The following is a 19,600-nucleotide window of genomic DNA, read 5'->3' on the forward strand; positions in this document are numbered from 1 at the left end:
GGGAAAAGAACAGCATGTTCGCACCGTCCTATAATTATATAACGAATCGGGCCTAAAGTGTAAAGCCCCCTCCAAGCAGCACACTACTTTTGTGCCACCTGAAGGGCATACCTTCAAATCAAAAAGAACAGATAACATGAAAACGATGGAAATGGTAGCGCCACCTGAGGCCGCTACCCAAAAACGAACGCAGCACCGTGCGATGCTTCCTGTCCTGGGAATGACCTGTGCTAGTTGCGCCAGCAGCGTCGAGTCGCTGCTAATAACTCAACGGGGCGTGGAAAAAGCAGCTGTCAATTTTGCCTCCCAGACAGTAACCCTCACCTATGCCCCAGATAAAGTATCCTTGCTACACATGCAACAGGTTTTACAGGCGGCGGGCTTTGACCTGCTGATCGATACGGAGAACGCTACGCAGCAGCAGGAAGCGGCACAACAGAAACACTACCGACAACTAAAACGCAAGACTGTGTGGGCAGCGGTGCTTACTTTGCCCGTGGTCGTGGTGGGTATGTTCTATATGGACATGCCTTATGCCAACTGGATCATGCTCGTGCTCTCCGCACCGGTCATCTGGCTTGGTCGTCACTTCTACAGCAGCGCGATCCGCCAGGCACGCCAGGCAAGGGCGAACATGGACACGCTGGTGGCCCTCAGCACAGGCATTGCCTTCCTGTACAGCTTGTTCAATACCCTTTTTCCCCATTACCTGCACAGCAAGGGACTGCACCCTCATGTTTATTACGAGTCCGCCACGGTCATCATTGCCTTCATCCTCCTGGGAAAGCTGCTGGAGGAACGGGCGAAGTCCAGCACCTCTTCGGCTATTAGAAAGCTGATGGGCCTGCAGCCTAAGACCGTAAGATTGCTTGAAAACGGTACAGAAAGAACTGTTCCCATCGCAACCATAAAGGTAGGCGACCTGCTCGTCCTGCGGCCAGGGGAAAGGGTGCCGGTCGACGGCACAGTGATCTCCGGCAGTTCCTATGTGGATGAAAGCATGATCAGCGGAGAGCCCGTGCCTGTAGCCAAAGGGAAAGGCAGCAAGGTCTATGCAGGAACCGTCAACCAAAAAGGGCGCTTCAGCTTCCAAGCTGATAAAGTAGGCGGAGAGACCGTACTTGCCCAGATCATCAAGATGGTTCAGGAGGCACAGGGGAGCAAGGCTCCCGTACAAAAACTAGTGGACAAGATAGCAGGGATCTTCGTGCCTGTCGTGATAAGCATCGCCTTGCTTAGTTTCGGAGCCTGGTTGCTATTGGGTGAGGAGAGTTCACTCACCCATGCCTTGCTGGCGATGGTTTCCGTGTTGGTTATTGCCTGCCCCTGTGCCTTGGGCCTGGCGACGCCTACAGCCATCATGGTGGGAGTCGGAAAAGGCGCCGAGCACAACATCCTGATCAAAGATGCCGAGAGCCTCGAGCTCGGCTACCGGGTAAATGCAGTGGTCCTGGATAAGACTGGCACGATCACAGCAGGTAAACCCGAGGTTTCAAACATAGGATGGTTTGGAGAGGAGCACGATCGTGCTTTACACCAGTCGGTGCTACTCGCCATGGAGGCAAGTTCGGAACATCCCTTGGCAGAGGCAATCGTGGCCAAACTTCAAGACACCTCCCCTCCCGCCGCCCTGTCGCATTTTGAAAGTATCACCGGCCGGGGTGTTGTTGCCACTTACCAGGGCAGGGTATACCTGGCAGGCAACAGGAAATTATTGGCCGAGCACCAGGTTCCTGTTGACCGCCACCTGGAGGACATGGCGAACGACTGGCAGGAAAAAGCTCAAACGGTCATCTATTTTGCAAATCACAATGGGGTTCTGGCTGTCCTGTCCCTGGCGGATCAGGTGAAACCTAGCTCCAAACTAGCCATTGAAGCTCTACAAAAAAAAGATATTGAGCTTTTCATGCTGACGGGCGACAATGTGCAAACAGCCCGGGCGGTCGCACAGGAAGTAGGCATTTCGCATTATCGAGCGGAGCTACTGCCAGCGGGAAAAGCAGCCTTTATCCAGGAACTGCAACGCAGGGGGAAATTCGTTGCCATGGTCGGGGACGGCATCAACGACACCCACGCCCTGGCACAGGCAGACGTAAGCATTGCCATGGGCAAAGGGACAGACATCGCTATGGACGTTGCCAAGATCACCCTGATGACCTCTGACCTGATGATGATTCCCAAGACCCTTGCCTTGTCCCATAAGACCGTGCGCACCATCCGGCAGAACCTGACTTGGGCATTCCTTTACAACGTGGTGGGGATACCGATTGCCGCAGGTGTGCTTTACCCCTTCACCGGTTTCCTGTTGGACCCTATGCTGGCCGGGGCCGCAATGGCCTTGAGCTCTGTGTCTGTGGTCTCCAACAGCCTCCGGCTTAAGTCCCACCGGATTTAGGCCCGTCACAAACAGTCAAGAAACATATTTTTCACTTAACTATAATTTACATGCAAACCCTACAATTCAAAACCAATATCAACTGTGCTGGCTGTGTCAGCAAGGCAGCCCCGCACCTAGATGCCATCAAGGGCCTGTCCGGCAATTGGAACGTTGACGTCACAACAACAAACAAGGTACTCACCGTCCAAGCGGAGGAACCCGTAGTGGAGCAGGCCGTAGCCACCCTGCAGGACATCGGCTTTAAAGTGGAGCAACTGTAGTCTCAGACAAAAGGGCAGCCTCACATGAGGCTGCCCTTTTGTCTGAGACTACAGTGGTTGAGTTAAACAGCAGAATTCTTCGGAGATCATCAAGCGACCACCACCACCCCTTTAGCGCTCAGTTCCTTTATTTGCGCCGGCCGCAAGGGGTTGTTCACTACATTGACGTACTCCAACGCATCTAATGCATAAAGGGGGGACAGATCGTCTACCTCATTGCCCGATAAGTCCAAGAACCTTAATTTAGTTAAGTTACTCAAGGCATCTATGTAGCCGATCTGGTTATTTGACAGATACAGTTCTTCTAACTCTCCCAGCCCCCACAGTTCGGCAATCTCTGTTAGTTGGTTGAAGGAAAGGTCCAGTTTTACCACGTGCTTACAGTAGGCGACTCCTTCCAGCGATGCTATCCCACTATGGGTCAGTTCGTACTCAGCGAAGTCCTCCAAATAATAAGGCGGAAAGTCAATGGTCAGCTCCCCATATATTCTCAGCTTCATGGCGTTGTAGAACGTCAGCTCCTCCTCTTCCCACTGATACTCCTCCTGCTCCTCTTCATCATACCCATAATACCCTTCTTTTCTGGTCTCCTCCCAGCAGTACACAGGGTCGTACCCGATGTCTTCCGCTATCGGGTGCTGCTCCAGCCTTTCCAGGTTTTGAACTAAAAGCACATGTTTAAACCGGTCCAATCCCTCCTCTTGTTGCAGGCTGTAGGCCTCCTCCAGTTCCTTTCTGATGGCCTCTCCCCTGTCAGGATGATAGAGCCCGATGAGTTTTGGGAACAGTTTCACATCTTTTTCTTCATCTAAAGCAACATAGGGTGAGATTTTATTGGCGATTTCCCGGAATGCACCGTAGCGTTTGCTCTTGTAAAGCGTAATCAGCTTTCCCGCGATCAGGTTCAGATTCTCATCAGAATAGGCCTCGCATAACTGTTGGTAGGTTGTGTGAATATCCATATTAAAACGTATGTTAAAATAAAGTGAGGATCAGCATAAAAGAATAGTCTGGGTAGCCTTTCTCCTCGCACGAGGGAATAACTGACATTGCTCTGATACCGATAGTCAGGAAGTAAAAAGGGGATAGCCTCGACGGAGGGAATGAGCCGTGCAGCTTTCTGAAGATTCATTAGCTGCAGCAGGGTCTAAGACTCCCTTGCACCTATGCGTAGGTAGCCAACTGGTGGTGGCTTGTCGTGGTTGGGCAGAGGAGGTATCCTATTGGGAGACATCCTGGCTCCTATGCTTTGGATTCACTGCTTCCCCTCTATTCAGGAAAGTAGAAACAAGAAAAAGTGGGGAAGAACAGATCAGCCCCTTAACTGCTGGATGCAGGCAAAGGCAAGGATGAAGAGGAGAACACCGTACATGAACCACCTGAACCATTTAGCTCCGGGTCGAGGCTCTCCTTCCTCTCCTGTCTTGCAGCAGTCTTTCATATTTTTTTACTTTTGTTATCGATGAAGATGGCTAAGCAGGAACAAACTGGATCGCCTGACCTGTGCCGAGGCAACAGGCAGGCGACGAAAGTTGCATGGGCTTCAACACATCAGGTTATAGCTGATCAGAAGAGCACACGAACTTAATCCAGCCCCTCCCTGCTAATTTTGTCTTTCCCACTTCATCAAGTATTCTACTTCTCCTGTTTCTTCCTCCACCTGTTCAGATAGGATTATAAAGTCCTGCATTACATAAAACTGAACACTCCTCCTGTTCTTTTTATAAACCCTAAGTTATATGGATTGCCTGGTGTCTTTGACATGCGCAAGCAATCGCTTCCCTAATCCCATTCCCTGCATCTGTGGCCTGACAAAAACAGCTGCCAGGTAGTTCTCCACCATGGATATGAAACCACCTATTATCTCCTTTTCCACGAAGGCTACATAGGTTTCTGCGTTGGGCAGGTACTTGGTGGCCATGGCATGCCTGTTCCTTTCCCAGAAGTCGGCAGCAATGAAGTTATGCGCCCTGACCGAGGTCTCAAACCAGAGGTCAACTACTTCCCATAGTTCGTTCTCTTTTACGTTTCTGACTATCATGCATGTACTACTGGTTTCCCTTATAAGTATTCTATATCTGGTCATATGAAAGCAGCAAGCATTCCTTTTTTCGAAGCGGCCCGCACCAACTGCCTATCAACTTTTCCAGATGCCTTTCTTTATTTCATGGTCGTATCCATTCACCCGTACAAGACTTTCGGCACCTACCTTGTCAGATTTAAGTGCCTTTGAGGCACCATCGGGCCGAAGCCCTCGAATACGCTGCCATACCATCGGCTACACCTGCTTACACGCCTTCACGAAGCGGCCTGCATGCCTCCTTCCGCCAAGCTTTCCAGGGGTGGCCTGCTTTAGAACAGACCACCCCTGGAAAAATCAATACAGGGACCGCAACGGAAAAATGAGAAATACTGGCCTGCTATCAAGCAGGCGCACGCTTCACGTTCTCCCTCCTTTTCTTAAACTCCCATTTAGCCCCAGGTAAAAGCAGACAACTCAAACCTGCAGCTGTAATGCCTCCTCTTTGGGCTGTACCTGCACCGCAGGCGGTATTAATTTGTATACCACAGGCGTAACAATGCGGGAAAGCAGCGTAGAACTGACCAGCCCCCCGATCAGTACAATGGCCAGTGGCGCTATCAGCGGATTACTAGAGATTGCAATGGGAATCAACCCGCCGATGGCCGTGAGCGAAGTAAGGACGATAGGCAGAAAGCGTACCTCTCCCGCCTCGCGAATGGCCTCCTCCAACGACCGTCCCTCTTCACGCAGCTTGTTGGTGAAGTCCACGAGCAGAATAGAATTTTTTACCTCGATGCCCACCAAAGCGATCATGCCGATGACCGCCACAAAGGATAGTGAATTTCCCGTCAGAAACAGCGCCAGCACAGCCCCCACTATTCCCAGCGGAATAACAGACAGCACGATCAGCGTGCTCTTGAAGGTTTTGAACTCCAGTACCAAAACTGCAATGAACAGAAAGACGGTAACGATGAGAATAGTGCCAAAGCCACTAAAGGTCTCTTGCCTGGTCTCAAATTCACCTCCCATGGTGTAGGTATAGCCGGCGGGGAGCTTGACCTGGTCCATTTTTACTTTTACCTCCTGTATCACTTTGTCCGTCAGGAACCCTTCGGCTACAAAAGCTGACACAGCAACCATCCTGCTCTTGTTAAAATGCTCCACCGTCAGGGGGGTTGTCTCTAAACGCAGGTCAGCCACCTGGCTCAAGGGAAAAGCCTTCCCCTGCCTGTTGTTCACCATCAAATGATCAAAGGCCGCCAGGGTAGCATGTTCCTGCTTCGGTGTTGTCACCAAGACCTGTCGCTCCTCCCCTTCGCTGTCTGTGAACCGACCAGCCGGTAGCCCCGCTACAGCCAGCCGCACCGTGCGGGCAATATCCGATGGGCTGACGCCCAGCATCCAGGCTTTCTCCTTATTCACATCCACTTTAAAATCTGACTTCAAGTGGCTCACAGGGTTCGTCACATACAGCGTACCCTCGGTCTCCTTTAGTGTTTTCTCTACTTGAAAGGCCAAGGTTCGCAAAGTGTCTAGGTTCGGTCCAAGCAGGCGCACCTCAACAGGCGCTGTCACAGGAGGGCCTTGCTGAAAATGTTTCACTTCTATCTTGGCTCCTGCAAAGTGACTGAACTTCTGGCGTAGTGCCTCTGTTAGCTCCAGCTTTTCAGCCAAACCGATATCCTCCTGCAGCTGTACAAATACCTGTGCAAAATCAGTCCTTTCCTGCTCCGGGCTCTCATTATAATACACCCTTGGATTGCCTTTCCCAACATTGGTCGCATAGTACTTCACTTCAGGTGTCTGCGCCAGCAGGGCTTCTACTTCCCTTGCCAGCTGATCCGTATAGGTCAAGTTTGCTTGTAAGGGAGCACGCACGTTCACCAGAAACTGTGGCTTCTCGGAAACGGGAAACAAACTGAAACCAATAACAGGAAAGAGCAGCAACGCACCCCCAAATATGATCGTAGCCGCGACCAAAGTTAAGACTGGGCGCAGCAACGCTTTGTCCAGTAATCGGGCATAGCTGCCCTGGATGATCTTCTGCAAGGCGCGCAGAAATATATTTCCCGTTGCAGGGCCCGCATGTTCCTTTAGTATGCGGCTGGAGAGGAAAGGAATGATCGTCAGGGAAACCAGCATGGAGGCCAGCACAGAGGCGATCACTGCCATGGGTAGGTTCCGGATAAAATCACCTGAACTTTCAGGGAGGAACACTAACGGTAAAAAAGCGATAATGAGGGTAACGGTACACCCAACGACAGCCAACCCTATCTGTTTTGTAGCCAGTATCGTAGCCTGCAGCCGGCCATACCCCTCCCGAAGCCACCGCTCAATGTTCTCTACCACCACAATACTGTCATCCACCAGCAGGCCCAAGGCCACCACCAGCCCCACAATGCTTAATTGGTTGAGGCTGTACCCCAATACATTCAGCATGACCAGACCAATTGACAACGACAGCGGGATTGAGATCATCACGACAAGGGCGGCTCGTCCTCCCAAAGGAAGCAGTGTAATGGAAACCAGCAAAATGGCAATCAAAAAGTCAATGCCCAGCCCTCCCAGCCGCTTGTTCACATGATCTGCTTGGTCAAAATTTGTTACAAGTACCACGTTTGGCGGGAGTGACTCTCCAAAATCTTCCAGTAGGGGCAAGTAGGCCTCCTGTGTCTTGGAAATATTCTGCCCCTCTTTCAAAGCAGCCGTCACAAACAGACAGCGATGCCCGTTGAGCCTTGTGATGTGCTTCACCTCGGCAAAGTTCGGATGTACATCGGCAACCTCCTTCAGCAGCGTATTCTTGCCTTCCATGGAAAATACGATCGTGTTGGAGATGTCCTCCACTGATCTAAGGTTGTTTCCCGTCTTAACATTAAAGGAGTTTCCTCCCGCCTCCACACTGCCGCCTGGCACCTGGCTCATATCACCTTGCAGACTGCTGACCACAGCAGGCAAGGGTATGTTCATACTGGCTAACTTTTCCAAATGCAGGTCCACTCGCACGATCTCCTCCGGTAGCCCATGGATCTCCACATCCTTGAGCTGCGGCAATCGCTCCAACTCCTCCTGTAATTTCTCTGCCTGCTGCTTCAGGTCTTTCAGGGAAGCATTCTCGGAAACCAACCCTAACTGCAGAATATTAACAGCCGTCGGGTCAACTTTTTGTACTTCCAACTGCTGGATGCCAGGCGGCAGTGCAGCCCGCAGGCTATTCACTTCCCGAACCAGCTCCTGGTACTTATCATTCACTTCGTTTCCATGCTTGTAAGATACCCACACCACGGCCACACCATCACTGATCGTGGACTTTATCTTCTTTATGTCTTCCAGCTCTGATACCTTCTTCTCGATCAGGTCCACTACCTTTTCTTCCATGTCCTGGGGAGAGGTACCTGGGTAAACCACGACCACTGGAAATTGGGGAGGCTCCACAACAGGATCTTCACTGCGCGGCATGTTGCGTAAAGTAGTCACACCCAACACCACGATCATCAGAAAGATCACCAGGGTGAACTGGTAGTTTTTAACAGTAAATTCAGCTAGCTTCATTGTGCAGGATTCTTAACAACTGTGATAGATGCTTTATCTGTCAAATAGGCACTCCCGGATGTGATAAGAAAGGCAGCTTGTTCCAATCCACCACTCACATAAGCCTCGTTGCGCTCCAGTGTGGAGATCGAAACAAGAACCCTCTGAGCTGTTTTATGGTCAGATGTGATGAATACATACCCTGTATGCGCATTTCCATCCAACAGTGCATTATAAGGTACTTTCCAAACCTTGTTTTTCTTATTTGCCCGAATGGTAGCTCTCCCAAACAGTCCCGAAGCCAGTTGGGGCGTCTCGTTGTGCTGTATGGCCAGTTCCACACGGAAGGCTCCCGTAACAGGATCCGCTCCTTCCGCCTTTCGTATTAGTGTCGCCGCGATAGGTTGTCCGGGAGCTGCATCTGTCAGAATGGTGGCCCTATCACCAGGCTCTAACACAGCCCAGTCTTTATCACTTACATCCGCTTTGAAGACCCAGTTGCCTTTACCTGCTCCATTTGTGCGCAGCACTGCAGCGCCTGGAGCCACCACTTGCCCCGGCTGCACGAACCGTTTCAGAACATAGCCGTCTGCTGCAGCCCTTATTTCTGAAAAGGTAAGGTTGAACCTGGCCGCTTCCAACTGTTGTTTGGCAACCTGCATGGCGGTCCTGGCGTTCTGGAGCTGCTCCAACGTTGCCACACTATCCCGGTACAGATTCTCCGTTCTGGTATAATCACGGTGCGTCTTCTCCACGCTTAATTCAGACTGCTTGACGAGTGCCTTTATCTCTGCCTGGTTCAGTATGGCCAGCAACTGCCCCTTTTGGATGCGCTCACCTTCTTTGACAAACACGTCGCTGATGACACCTCCCACTTTAAAAGATAACGCAGCTTCATCATCGGTTGTGAACTGACCTGAAGTCGTGATCACTGGTTCCGTTTCTTCTTTCTGAAGTGGCGTGACGTGTACCGGTATGGGTGCACTTGCAGCAGGAAGCGCAGAAGAGCTTTCTGATTTTGTACAGGCTTGCAGCAGCAGTATTACTAAGGTTGCTGCGCCTAGAAATGGTATCTTTTTCATAGTTTATAGGTATTCTTCTATTTAATTGGGGACTGCACTTCTTCCTGAGGAAATACATAAGAAGCTGTTTCACGCTCCAATTGTGCAAAGGCACTTAGTACCTTAAAGCCATCCAGCGTCACCTGCAGCCGGGCCTCCGTCAACTGTGTCCTGCCATCGATGAATTCAATCATCGAGTTGATACCTTCCCGGTAGCCGCGTGTTATCAGGTGAAAATAACTTTCAGCTGCTTTTAACCGCTGTTGAGATGCTAGGTAGTTGTGGTAGCTGGTCTGGAGATTTCTCCTGGAGACATCAACAGCAAGTTGTACCTGCTGTCTCTTATATTCAAGTTGAAGACGCGCATTGGCCAGGTCAAGCATAGAACTCCTGCTTTTATAGAGGTGGCGGAAACCATTGAATACCGGCATGTCTACGGTCAAACCCACCAGGTAATAATCAGACTGGCCATTGAACTTTAGTTGCTGTGCCTGCACCCCCAGATCAAGAAAGGCCCCCACCTTGGGTACCCAGTAATCCTGATCCCTGCCATGCACTTCCTCCTGCATCCGCATTCCTGCTTTTAGCATGGCCAACTCCTCTCGTTCCTGATTATCAGCTGAGATCAGCGCCTGTATGGCCAGTTGCAGGGCTGGTTCCAGAACGGTGTCCGCTTCAATGTGCGTTAACTGATCACGGTTCAGCAGCAGGTTAAAGTAACGCTGGGCATTCTCTGCAGCCGTTCGGCTTTCCTGCAACTGTGCTTTCACTTTTTCTAATTCACTTTGCGCACGTAGCAACATAGCTGGCAGGCCTTTCCCATTCTGAAGCAAGGATTCATTCACCTGTACATTTTGCGTTACCAGTTGCATGGCACTCTCGTAAATCTTTACCACTTCCAGTGCGCTCCAATACCCGTAGTAAGCTGTTTTTATCTCTTTTACCAGTTCCCGCTCAGACATCCTTAGCCCTAGTTCATGAAAGGCTATTTGCTCATGTTGAATTTTACTGGCATAGCGCAGGTCCTTGTTCAGGAGCGGCAAGGTGGCCCGTACAGGGGCATCATATAAGTCACTCGGAAAGAAGCTTTGCTCCATGTTCTCCACCTGAGGGAAAGGCCTTCCTTCCGTCAATTTATTCAGTGTGGCATATACTGGGTTCAACATATCTCCAACAGGCAAAGAGATGGTGCGACCTCCCTCTCCATTGGTATACCCTCCACTAAAATTGACAGCAGGCAGGAAATAGCTGTTGGCAGTCTGAAATGAAAGCCCCGCCTTCTTCAGCTCATTTTGCTTTTGTTGTAAATAAAGATTGCTTTTTAAGCCTTCCTTGATGTATCCTTCCAGCCTTGTCTGGGCGCTAGCCGCAGATACCTGCACCAGGAGCACTCCGAGCAGGAGCATCATCGCATAAAATTTTAAACATAGTTTCATATAAGTTGTATTTTGGTTCTCCGTAGCCAGGAAGGCTAAAGCGCATTTGTAAGAAGCAGCGAGCCGGGAAAAACAGCTTGTTTTTCCCACGCACGTCCCGCTGGCTCTGTCACGATGCCTTTAGTACAAGGAAAAACGCGACCTATACCTGTCCCTCCAAGACTCTGCAAAAGTAGAGTGGATAACAGGCTACGGTTTTATATTATCGATAAGAAAGTTTATATAATTTCCGGCTGCAGGCAGTTGATAATGAATAGCCGAAGTCTGTTACCGTGGTAGCTTATTGGTGTACCCACTTTGCTAAGGGAACTGGCTAAAGGAAAAAAATCACCTTGCTCCTCATGGAGCTGATGTTCATCAGCATGTTCTTAGTAGGCCTCCTATCCGCTTTCATCCAGTTGTTAAAGATGATTATCAATTGTACATGTAATGGTTGTATACTCATAGGTTCATGAGGATATATGCTACTTCTACAAAATTGCAAGACGAAATTAATGCTATATATTAGCTGAAAAGTATACAGTTGTAGTTCTTGGTAATGGGAGTGGAAATAGCATCAGAGAAAACATTCTCAATTCCTGGTAATAGCATTACCCAAAACGAACGTATGAGCCTGGTTTTGTAAGGGCGCATGCAGGCGGAAGTAGAAACAAACACGGAATGATACAGTTACCGGAAGAAGTCAGAAAAGCCATATCACAATGTTTTGAGCTGGTTATCAGTGAGTGCAGGCTTATACTAGCCTCAGAATTGCATTACCAGGCGATGCTGTACCATCATCTCAGGAAAACGGGGGAATCCCCTTCAACCAACTTGGGATGAATGTTAAAACAACCATCCCCGGCGTGCAAAATTCTTTTTTGCACCAAAGATCCCTGTCCCGCCACGTCCATTATCAAAATGCCGATATCGAGATCATTCCCGATATCACGGTCTTCACCCGCGAGATTGACCACGACTGGAGAAGACGGAACTTTGTAAATACCCTGAAGGAAACCCTTTACTCACTGGAGGTGAAAGCATCTGAGCGGCACAAAGGACGACTGCAGCAAAAGGAAATAGAGACAGACATCCGGAAGCGAGTGGCGCAACAGGCAGAGCCGGTCTGAGCAGCAGCTAAAAAATACTATAGCTGCCTGACAAAAGCCTCCAGTAAACTGTTGCAATTCGAGTGATTACCTACCAAAAAAGCGTCCGTGCCTGCGAAGTCATACTAAAACGGTCATTCTGCCCTGAATCCCGTACTTTTTTTGGCTTGCTTATACATCAAATCCCCTTTCTCTACCTCGGCGACTTCAGCCAACTTCAAGCCCAGGGTATAGTCCCGCTGAGTGCGCTTACTTTTTTCTCTGTCGCTCTCTTCATAATAGGTTTATTTTTGTATCAACCTATTATGGACGAGGCAGTTGCCTAATTAAAGGCATCCAATTTTTTACATCTGAAAACCGTTCATGAAACTTTGCGTGCTCTTTAATATAAGATTCTTGCAAACCATTTGCTTAATGATTGGATTAACTTTAACTCTCTAGGGGCAAAACAATGACTTGTATCAAAAGTTTCAGGCGAGATAATCAGCTAAAGATTGACTATAAAGATTGTTATTTGTAATTAATTGAGAATGGCAACCAGAGTCAACTATTACTCCGTCTTTTATAATATAAATCCTGTCAGCAGTTTTGGCTGTATGTATACGGTGGGTTACTAGCACTACTGCCATCTCTTCTTTAAGCTGGTGTATTAAGTTAATAACAAAACGCTCAGTGTTTCTATCCATAGCGGAGGTAGCCTCATCGAGCAATAAAAGTTGAGGGTGTTTAAATAACGCCCGTGCGATAGCCAATATCTGCTTCTGCCCCCCGGACAAGTTGATGCCTTCTTCTCCTACTAAAGTATAGTAACCCTGTGGCAGCTCAGCGAAATAGGTATCAAAGCCATATTGCTGGCAAAAGCCATGAAAGTCCTGCACCGAGCTCATCTTTTCGCCCAGCGTTATGTTTTCCAACACTGTACCGTTAAAGATATTGATTTCCTGGGGTACAGAGGCAATAGTGTTGCGCCATACAGTAGTAGGTATTTGCCTTATATCCTGCCCGTTAACCACAATACAGCCTTTTTCGGGATGGTAAAACTTCTGCAGCAGTTGCAAAATGGTGCTCTTGCCACAGCCACTTTCCCCCAGTATGGCAACCAATTCTCCTTTGCTTACAGCAAAAGAAATATCATTTAGAATTGCTTTCCTGCCCGGGAAGCGGAACAAAAGACGCTGTACATCTAAATCAAAAAGCTCAAGTTCATATACCGGCTCCAACTCTTTTTTGTATTCTGGTTCTACCGATACAAATTCGTACATCCTGTCAAAAGCGACATAAGCTTCCTGAATTTGTATGTTTGTTTGCGCCAGGCGGTGTACAGATGGTAGTAAGCTTCCAGCCATGGAAATGATGGCAACCATTTCGCCAATCTGAAGCTGCTCCTGAAGTACCAGGTACGATGTTAGGGACAGTATGGTCATGGTCATAGAAACTCCAAGCACATCGGAGACAAACATAAATTTGTTGGCTGTTTTGCCCAGTGAAAACCCGATGCCAGATACAATCCGAAAACCTGCTGGGTAACGCTGGCAAAAAAGTCTTCGCGGTTATTTTCCTTGATTGCAGCCACACCCTGGATGTGGTTTACATAACTGCTTTCGGTGCGGGCATAAGCAGCCATTACCTGTTGCTGCTGTCTTTTTATAGGGGTAATAAACCTAAAAACAGTAAAGACAATAACAGGTATAAATGCCAGACAAAGCAGTGCGATAGGTGCAGAATAATTGAAGAGGAAGATTAGTGTGACGCCTATCACAAGAATATCCACAAACACGGTTCCGGTAACATAAGCAATATTTTTCTGGATGCGTTGTGTGTCGTTCAGGCGAGCTGTCATATCACCTGTTTTGCGGTGGTCGAAGAATGACTTGGGCAGGTAGAAGAGCGCATGTAGAAAACTGCCTGTGATGCGCTCGTTAAAAGCCTTGCTCTGATGCAACACAAAATGCTGCCGCAGGTAGGTAAAAGCGCTTTTGAATAATAGTATAATGAATAGGAGCATCAGACCCAAAATCAAACGTTCCAGTTCGCCCGAAGGCAAGATGTCGTCTATCAGTTTCTGAGAGAAAACGGCCATAAACAAGCCAGCAACAGCAATGATAAGCCCTAGTACAATGGTAACAATAAGAATGTTTACATCTGTTTCAATCAGCGCTCTAAACCACTGCCATTTATTCTTCTGCTCTGCTTTTTGATATACAAATTCAGCATTAGGCTTAAGTAACAAGGCGGCTTTGCTTTTCCATATCTGAGCGAGTTCTGCTTCGTTCATTTTAACAATGCCCTTTGCTGGGTCACCAATTAAAAAGCTTTTGTGCGAAGAACTTTGCTGCTCACCATAGTAAACCACGTAATGTTGCAACCTGTCTTCCATAACTACATGCAGAAGGCAAGGCTGCTGTTGCTGGCGCAGGTGCTTAAAGTCCAACTCTACCCCCTGCACATCAAATCCATTATTTTCGGCACACTGGTAAAGGCCCAGCAGCGTTGTGCCGGTAGTGCTGGTACCACTTTCCTGGCGCAGTTTCTCCAGTGTATGGGTGCCTTTGTGGTAATTAATGATGCTCAGGAGCCCGGCCACACCACAGTCGCTTTGGTCATGCTGGAGCTGAAAAGTCTTACAGATATGTTTAATAGCGGAAGCCATAGGAATTAAGTTTGAGTAAAGCGTTTGTAAGGGCAAAGAAATTGCCGGCTGCCTTCTCAGGCTTTCAAAAATCAGTGCTTTATAAATTTTATGAAGTTGTTGCTGACTCAGTAGAGGTAGGTGCAGGTCAGTTGTGCCGGGGGCTTAGTTTAAATGCTTTGTGATTGCCTCCATTTTTGTCGCTCCGAAGTATGCTTTTACCAGCTGTTTTTGACTGTCGTAAATAAATACCGATGGGACTACAGCTTTTCCAAACCATTTGTAAAACAAGTGCTTTCTGTCCCAGAGCACTTGGATGGCCGGGTAGCTGGCGAGCTTGTATTCCTGTGCAAAGGCTTCAATTTTTTCCGGTGTACTGGCCGACACCATCAGGATCTGTGCGTTTCCGAACTGCTGAATGTGACGAATTATTTCTTCTGTCTCATGTTCGCAGTACACACAATCCGGATCAAAATACACAAAGCAGATATTTCTTCCTTGCTCGACCATATTACCTGAAAAGGCTACTCCGTCTAAGGTGTAAAACTCAAAAGCGGGAAGCATTTGCCTGGCCTGCTTAATGGCAATATTCTGTTGGTTTTTTAAATATACTTTAGTAGACATAAACACCAGTGCCCCAATAAAGAGTAAGCCAATTATCAAACGTACAGGTCTTTCCATGCTAAGCGGGATTAAACGTAACAGTTAAAAACATAATAAATACCACCCACAAAAGCATAGCAGGTATATAGCTGCTGAGTACAAGTTTTAAAGATTTGTCAAAATTCGACTTGATTAACCTATGAATACCAAAGGCCAAAAGAAACCAATAAGCTACCTCAAACACGTTGAGCAATTGTAAAGGATATATCCAGATCTGTGAAATACTATTCGTTTCAAATATGTTTAACGCCGAAAGAGGATAGAAAAACTGGAGATCACTAAGGGTATAGTTACTTTGAATGAAACAAAACCAACCTATTTTTAATATATTAGGGATTAAGAAAATGAAATCTGAAATAATTGCAATCTTAAAAATTTTATTAAATTCAATTTTTACACCCATACATATGGTTCCTGTATATAATATTAAAGCAATAACACTGCATTTAACAAATATTGTAACCGCAACAAGTGTATAGGTTAATATTTCATAATTATTTTGCCGTTCGATTAAAGAGCTAATTTGAGAAATTGATAACTGCTCACTAAACGCTTCATAGTATAAGCCATCATCTAATAAAAGTTTTTTGGATACAAACAGTAGAAACAAACTAACAATTATTAAAAATACGAGCAAGCTTTGTATTCTATATTGATTAAAGATGGAATTCAAACGCATAAAAGGTATAATTACTTGTGAATTTTCTTATTTAAACTGCACAATTTTGGTTTATATAATTTAGCAGTATAGCCCTGCTATTATTCAATAACTTTATTAGCCATTACTTATTTGTATTATTTAACTTCTGAGAAACGTTATTTAATTGTTTACCTATTATAGGTCACATTTTATTGATTCCAATAATAAAAGAAGGCAACTATAAGAAGAATAAATCCGGTACCTTTATAAATAAACTCCCTTTTTCTTTGATCTGAGCTCATTAGCTGGATTCTTTTATACCCAATATAGAGACCTGCTATTAGTAAAGGAACATAATATATATACAAATATATTTTAAGAAAGAATAGTATAAATGCTAATAAAAATACAAATAAACCTAAAATTTTATAAATTTTTGTCTTCATGTTAGTATTTAATTGTGTATTTATAATTTAATTCAATAAGTAAGGATGTTTTGTAAACACCCTTACTTATCATAGCTTTAACCTTGACAACCTATGGCTTGTTGTCTGCAGTATTCCATAGCCATACCACTAGCAGCAACCGCAAAGTAAACTGCTAGGCCTCCAGTAGCTGCAACTCCGGCTGCCCCTGCCAATGCAGCAGCACCAATACATGAGTAGTAAATACCATCACAATTTGCATCACTACCAGCTTCAATTTTTAACATCTGGTTCAATTTTAAAGTTTTCATAAAATATAAGGGATTTTCTATTTCTTCCTAACAGTAGGAATTGATACAAAGATGCTGCTTATGGCTTTTCTTCGCTAAAACCTATAGCTCTGATTTAGAGCTATAGGTTTTAGCGAAGAAGCTAACTTTTTGTATTAAGCGTTGTCCAGAGCAGGCTTTTATTAACTATCTTAGCAGGTAGAACAATACTTTTTGCAAGTGGAACAGGAAATTTTACAAGCACCCGTAACTGCGACAATTTTAATTATAACCATAGCTGTAAGTGTTGCTGCTTTTTATAACAAGAAATTAAAGGCCCTTTTTGTACTGCACCCATATAGCGTGAACAGGGGCAAGCGGTGGCATACATTAGTCACAAGTAGCTTAGTACATAGTAATTGGCTACATTTGTTATTTAATGCATTTGCTGTATTTATATTTAGTGTAAAACTTGAAGAGGACTTTGTTGCGCTGAGTGAGTGGGGACATATGCAACTGCTGATGCTTTATTTTTTAAGTATCTTTATCAGTAGTTGTGGTACAGTTGTCAGGTACAGAGAAGATTTCTGGTTTAATAGTCTTGGTGCTTCAGGAGGAGTGCTGGCCTTAATATGCGGATTTGCATCTCTACATCCACTAGATAGTATGCTCATAGTGCCTATCATTGGCCCTCTTCCTAATATCTATTATATTATCTTTATCTTAGTTGGGTGTGTTTACGCTACAAAGAAAAGGCCGATGGAGAAAATAGATCATTATGGGCATCTCTGTGGAGCAATAGCTGGCACTATTCTCATCTTTATTTTTTATCCTGAAGTAATAGATAGTATTGTTAGGAGTTTATAATGTTAAGCATGTGAAAAAACCTTAAGAGCAGCAGATGCATCTTATATAAATACACCCACTGCTTTATGGCTATGTTTACCACCAGTCTAAACAAGATGAACTGGTTCCTACTATGACTGCACCTGCTACAGCACCTAAGCCACTGCCAATAATTCCTCCTGCAAGAACCCCTGCTACTAACGCTGTTCCACATTCAGTTGCATCACCGCCCTGAACTTTTTCCATTTCATCTAATGTTAAGTTTTTCATTTGCTTAATCTTTTGAGTTTCTTCCCTTTATTAGGAATTGGAACAAAGGTCTGGAAGCGTAAAAACAGATGGTAAACCCACTGGTTTTAATTTAGAGCTTGTCGTTTTAGATGAAAAGCATTATTTTGTTATTGCAATTTTAATTAATGCAATGGTTGGTGAAATTATTAGAAATCAAAGGTTACAGAAAGGGTATAGCCAAGAATATATGGCATATTACCTTAAAATCTCTCAAAACGCTTACTCCAAAATAGAACGAGGTGATACGGAGGTAACGGTTAGAAGAGTTTACGAGATAGCCAATGTTCTGAATGTTTCAATTTATGAGTTGCTGCCGCAGCCTGTGGCAAGCAGCGGAATTAACTTGTACGGGCTACCGGAACTATGGCTACGGCTAAAGGTAAGTTTATATGCCTTATTAAAGGGAAGGTTTAGGTAAGTTTTCTTTTATACATCACTAATGTATTAAAATGCGAGTTATAAATCTCTTTGTCCAAAGTTTATAAAACTTCATAATTTTGGGTAAAGTGTTTTGCAGCCAAACTGAAAGCTAATAAGTGATGTGCGCTTCGGTGAGTCAACGATAAACAACCCCATAACCCATTGATAGGTAGAGTCGAATAAAAGTGAATTACAATTCCCATCCGGGCTACAGAGCAATAAGCAAAAAGCGGCTTTCACTACAGTTTAAGCCGCTTTTTGTTTTCTAAAGTAACAAAAAAGATTCCCTACGGAATAATGGACATAGGCATAAGAAAGTGGCAATGGTTTAGTCTCGGATTGTGAGTTTTACCTGTGGGGCATCAGTGGCTGGTCTAACAGCTCAATCTCAAAGTACATCAAGCTGCTTAAAATAGTGATCCCCGAATGCCTGCATAAGGGCCTGTTTGAGAAAAAGACCTACTGCATTACAGAGGTAAAGTAAAGCAGCTCGAACGGGTGTACCTGATGAAAGAAGAATTCGAGGAAATAGCAGCTAAAGGAATGGTGACCAAGCATATTTCACAGGTCCGGTACACTTTTTCTGATATGCTGTTTGAACGTCTTTGACTAACTGACGTGCAACAGTTAATTAAAATATCACCAAAGGTACAGACGGAGAGCGTGGCTCCCTGGTCCTACGACAGAAGATCGGCACCCCTACGCATTGCCCCTGTTTCCAGCATCTGCACAGGTACAAAGAGCATCCGCAGTGCCTTACCTGTACATGAACTGCCTCTTGCCCGTACTAAGTAACCCGAGGATCAACGCCTACCTGAAAGGGATCATTGACGTATGCGGCATCACAAAGGAGTTACCTTTCACACCGCTCATCATACCTTTCCCACCAGCGTTACAATGATCAACGGAACCCGATGGAGAGCATGTCCAGAACTCTGGGGCACACCAACATCAAGATCACCCAGCACTAAACTAAGGTACTTGATCTTACTCAGCCAGGATATTAGGATACTAAGGGAGAAATGTAGGTTCAAATCAAACGCTACTAATAAAAGCTGTAGTACGTTAAAATTGCCTTGATTCAGATTCAATTACATATTCTAAATTTTACTTTACAGCATGCTGTAGAAAAGGAGTTTCTACATAATAACATCAACTCATTGATGATAGGCATCTGTTCCATAAACAAAAGAAGGGGTACAGCAACCCTTCTTTTGCGAAAGAGTCTAGCTCACTTTAATGAGGTTAAAGCGGTAGAACACGGCGATCCGAGCAGTTTTTCACCCATCTTTTTATAGGCAGCTGCAAGCCCGCTACACTAGGTGAGATTGCCTGAAGGGGTGGTTGTGAGAGAGGACGACGAAGGAGGCGTAGGCTTTGAGGGCGGCTACGAAGAGTTACCCTTTCTCAGTCATCATTTATGGTTGATCTATCCCCCTGCACCTCAATGCTCATTGGGTCACAAACAACAATGGAAACACCTGCTTTGCGTTTGATGAAAGCTTTTCGCTCTTCCATAACGCGTTCCAAATGCGTGTACATGTAGCGCACTTCCTCTTTCGATGCGGTTTCCACCAGTTTCAAAAATATGTCCGTTCTTGTTTTCATACATTTTGTGGA

19 protein-coding genes are annotated in these 19,600 nt (G+C 45.9%); 6 read left to right on the plus strand and 13 right to left on the minus strand.

What is annotated here, in order from left to right; translation table 11 throughout:
- Window positions 1-136: 136 nt before the first annotated feature.
- Window positions 137-2,395 (plus strand): heavy metal translocating P-type ATPase, encoded by a 2,259-nt coding sequence (locus ACSX1A_RS10605; protein WP_439879628.1) that lies wholly within the window; start codon window positions 137-139, stop codon window positions 2,393-2,395.
- A 50-nt stretch (window positions 2,396-2,445) separates the two neighbouring features.
- A complete protein-coding gene (locus ACSX1A_RS10610; protein WP_439879629.1) occupies window positions 2,446-2,658 on the plus strand; it encodes a heavy-metal-associated domain-containing protein in 213 nt (70 codons plus the stop codon).
- A gap of 89 nt (window positions 2,659-2,747) precedes the next feature.
- On the opposite strand, the gene ACSX1A_RS10615 is transcribed toward ACSX1A_RS10610, so the two are convergent.
- The 6 genes from ACSX1A_RS10615 to ACSX1A_RS10640 form a co-directional block, all read right to left on the minus strand.
- Complete coding sequence (locus ACSX1A_RS10615) at window positions 2,748-3,620, minus strand: leucine-rich repeat domain-containing protein (protein WP_439879630.1); 873 nt, start codon at window positions 3,618-3,620, stop codon at window positions 2,748-2,750.
- A 773-nt stretch (window positions 3,621-4,393) separates the two neighbouring features.
- Entirely contained in the window at window positions 4,394-4,699 is a 306-nt protein-coding gene (locus ACSX1A_RS10620) for a GNAT family N-acetyltransferase (RefSeq protein WP_439879631.1), read from the minus strand.
- A 96-nt stretch (window positions 4,700-4,795) separates the two neighbouring features.
- A complete protein-coding gene (locus tag ACSX1A_RS10625) occupies window positions 4,796-4,933 on the minus strand; it encodes a hypothetical protein (RefSeq protein WP_439879632.1) in 138 nt (45 codons plus the stop codon).
- A gap of 222 nt (window positions 4,934-5,155) precedes the next feature.
- Complete coding sequence (locus ACSX1A_RS10630; RefSeq protein ID WP_439879633.1) at window positions 5,156-8,233, minus strand: efflux RND transporter permease subunit; 3,078 nt, start codon at window positions 8,231-8,233, stop codon at window positions 5,156-5,158.
- Entirely contained in the window at window positions 8,230-9,294 is a 1,065-nt protein-coding gene (locus ACSX1A_RS10635) for an efflux RND transporter periplasmic adaptor subunit (protein ID WP_439879634.1), read from the minus strand. Before ACSX1A_RS10635 ends, ACSX1A_RS10630 begins: the two co-directional genes overlap by 4 nt.
- Before the next feature lie 17 nt (window positions 9,295-9,311).
- Complete coding sequence (locus tag ACSX1A_RS10640) at window positions 9,312-10,709, minus strand: TolC family protein (RefSeq protein WP_439879635.1); 1,398 nt, start codon at window positions 10,707-10,709, stop codon at window positions 9,312-9,314.
- 818 nt (window positions 10,710-11,527) lie between these two features.
- On the opposite strand from ACSX1A_RS10640, the gene ACSX1A_RS10645 reads away from it, so the two are divergent.
- Complete coding sequence (locus ACSX1A_RS10645; RefSeq protein WP_439879636.1) at window positions 11,528-11,818, plus strand: hypothetical protein; 291 nt, start codon at window positions 11,528-11,530, stop codon at window positions 11,816-11,818.
- Between the two features lie 449 nt (window positions 11,819-12,267).
- On the opposite strand, the gene ACSX1A_RS10650 is transcribed toward ACSX1A_RS10645, so the two are convergent.
- From ACSX1A_RS10650 to ACSX1A_RS10670, 5 genes are all read right to left on the minus strand, one after another.
- A complete protein-coding gene (locus tag ACSX1A_RS10650; RefSeq protein WP_439879637.1) occupies window positions 12,268-13,257 on the minus strand; it encodes an ATP-binding cassette domain-containing protein in 990 nt (329 codons plus the stop codon).
- Window positions 13,224-14,447 (minus strand): cysteine peptidase family C39 domain-containing protein, encoded by a 1,224-nt coding sequence (locus ACSX1A_RS10655; protein ID WP_439879638.1) that lies wholly within the window; start codon window positions 14,445-14,447, stop codon window positions 13,224-13,226. Before ACSX1A_RS10655 ends, ACSX1A_RS10650 begins: the two co-directional genes overlap by 34 nt.
- 144 nt (window positions 14,448-14,591) lie before the next feature.
- The gene (locus ACSX1A_RS10660; protein ID WP_439879639.1) at window positions 14,592-15,107 is read right to left on the minus strand and encodes a peroxiredoxin family protein; all 516 of its coding nucleotides are present in this window, start codon (window positions 15,105-15,107) and stop codon (window positions 14,592-14,594) included.
- 1 nt (window position 15,108) lies between these two features.
- Window positions 15,109-15,768 (minus strand): hypothetical protein, encoded by a 660-nt coding sequence (locus ACSX1A_RS10665; protein WP_439879640.1) that lies wholly within the window; start codon window positions 15,766-15,768, stop codon window positions 15,109-15,111.
- 484 nt (window positions 15,769-16,252) lie between these two features.
- Window positions 16,253-16,465, minus strand: coding sequence for a hypothetical protein (locus tag ACSX1A_RS10670; protein WP_439879641.1), 213 nt, complete (start codon window positions 16,463-16,465; stop codon window positions 16,253-16,255).
- 198 nt (window positions 16,466-16,663) lie between these two features.
- On the opposite strand from ACSX1A_RS10670, the gene ACSX1A_RS10675 reads away from it, so the two are divergent.
- Window positions 16,664-17,290, plus strand: a complete 627-nt coding sequence (locus ACSX1A_RS10675) for a rhomboid family intramembrane serine protease (RefSeq protein WP_439879642.1) — start codon at window positions 16,664-16,666, stop codon at window positions 17,288-17,290.
- A gap of 75 nt (window positions 17,291-17,365) precedes the next feature.
- Here the strand turns inward: ACSX1A_RS10675 and ACSX1A_RS10680 are convergent, their stop codons facing one another.
- Window positions 17,366-17,539, minus strand: coding sequence for a Blp family class II bacteriocin (locus ACSX1A_RS10680; RefSeq protein WP_140624238.1), 174 nt, complete (start codon window positions 17,537-17,539; stop codon window positions 17,366-17,368).
- A gap of 37 nt (window positions 17,540-17,576) precedes the next feature.
- Here ACSX1A_RS10680 and ACSX1A_RS10685 point away from each other — a divergent pair, with 37 nt between their 5' ends.
- Together ACSX1A_RS10685 and ACSX1A_RS10690 are read left to right on the plus strand one after the other, a co-directional pair.
- A complete protein-coding gene (locus ACSX1A_RS10685) occupies window positions 17,577-17,978 on the plus strand; it encodes a helix-turn-helix domain-containing protein (protein ID WP_219856011.1) in 402 nt (133 codons plus the stop codon).
- Window positions 17,979-18,598: 620 nt separating this feature from the next.
- Entirely contained in the window at window positions 18,599-18,775 is a 177-nt protein-coding gene (locus ACSX1A_RS10690) for a hypothetical protein (protein WP_439879643.1), read from the plus strand.
- 612 nt (window positions 18,776-19,387) lie between these two features.
- Here the strand turns inward: ACSX1A_RS10690 and ACSX1A_RS10695 are convergent.
- Window positions 19,388-19,588: a hypothetical protein gene (locus ACSX1A_RS10695; protein ID WP_439879644.1), complete on the minus strand. Its 201-nt coding sequence runs from the start codon at window positions 19,586-19,588 to the stop codon at window positions 19,388-19,390.
- Between the last annotated feature and the right edge of the window lie 12 nt (window positions 19,589-19,600).

Origin of the sequence: Pontibacter sp. MBLB2868 (assembly GCF_051904785.1) — a bacterium.
Taxonomy (GTDB): Bacteria; Bacteroidota; Bacteroidia; order Cytophagales; family Hymenobacteraceae; genus Pontibacter.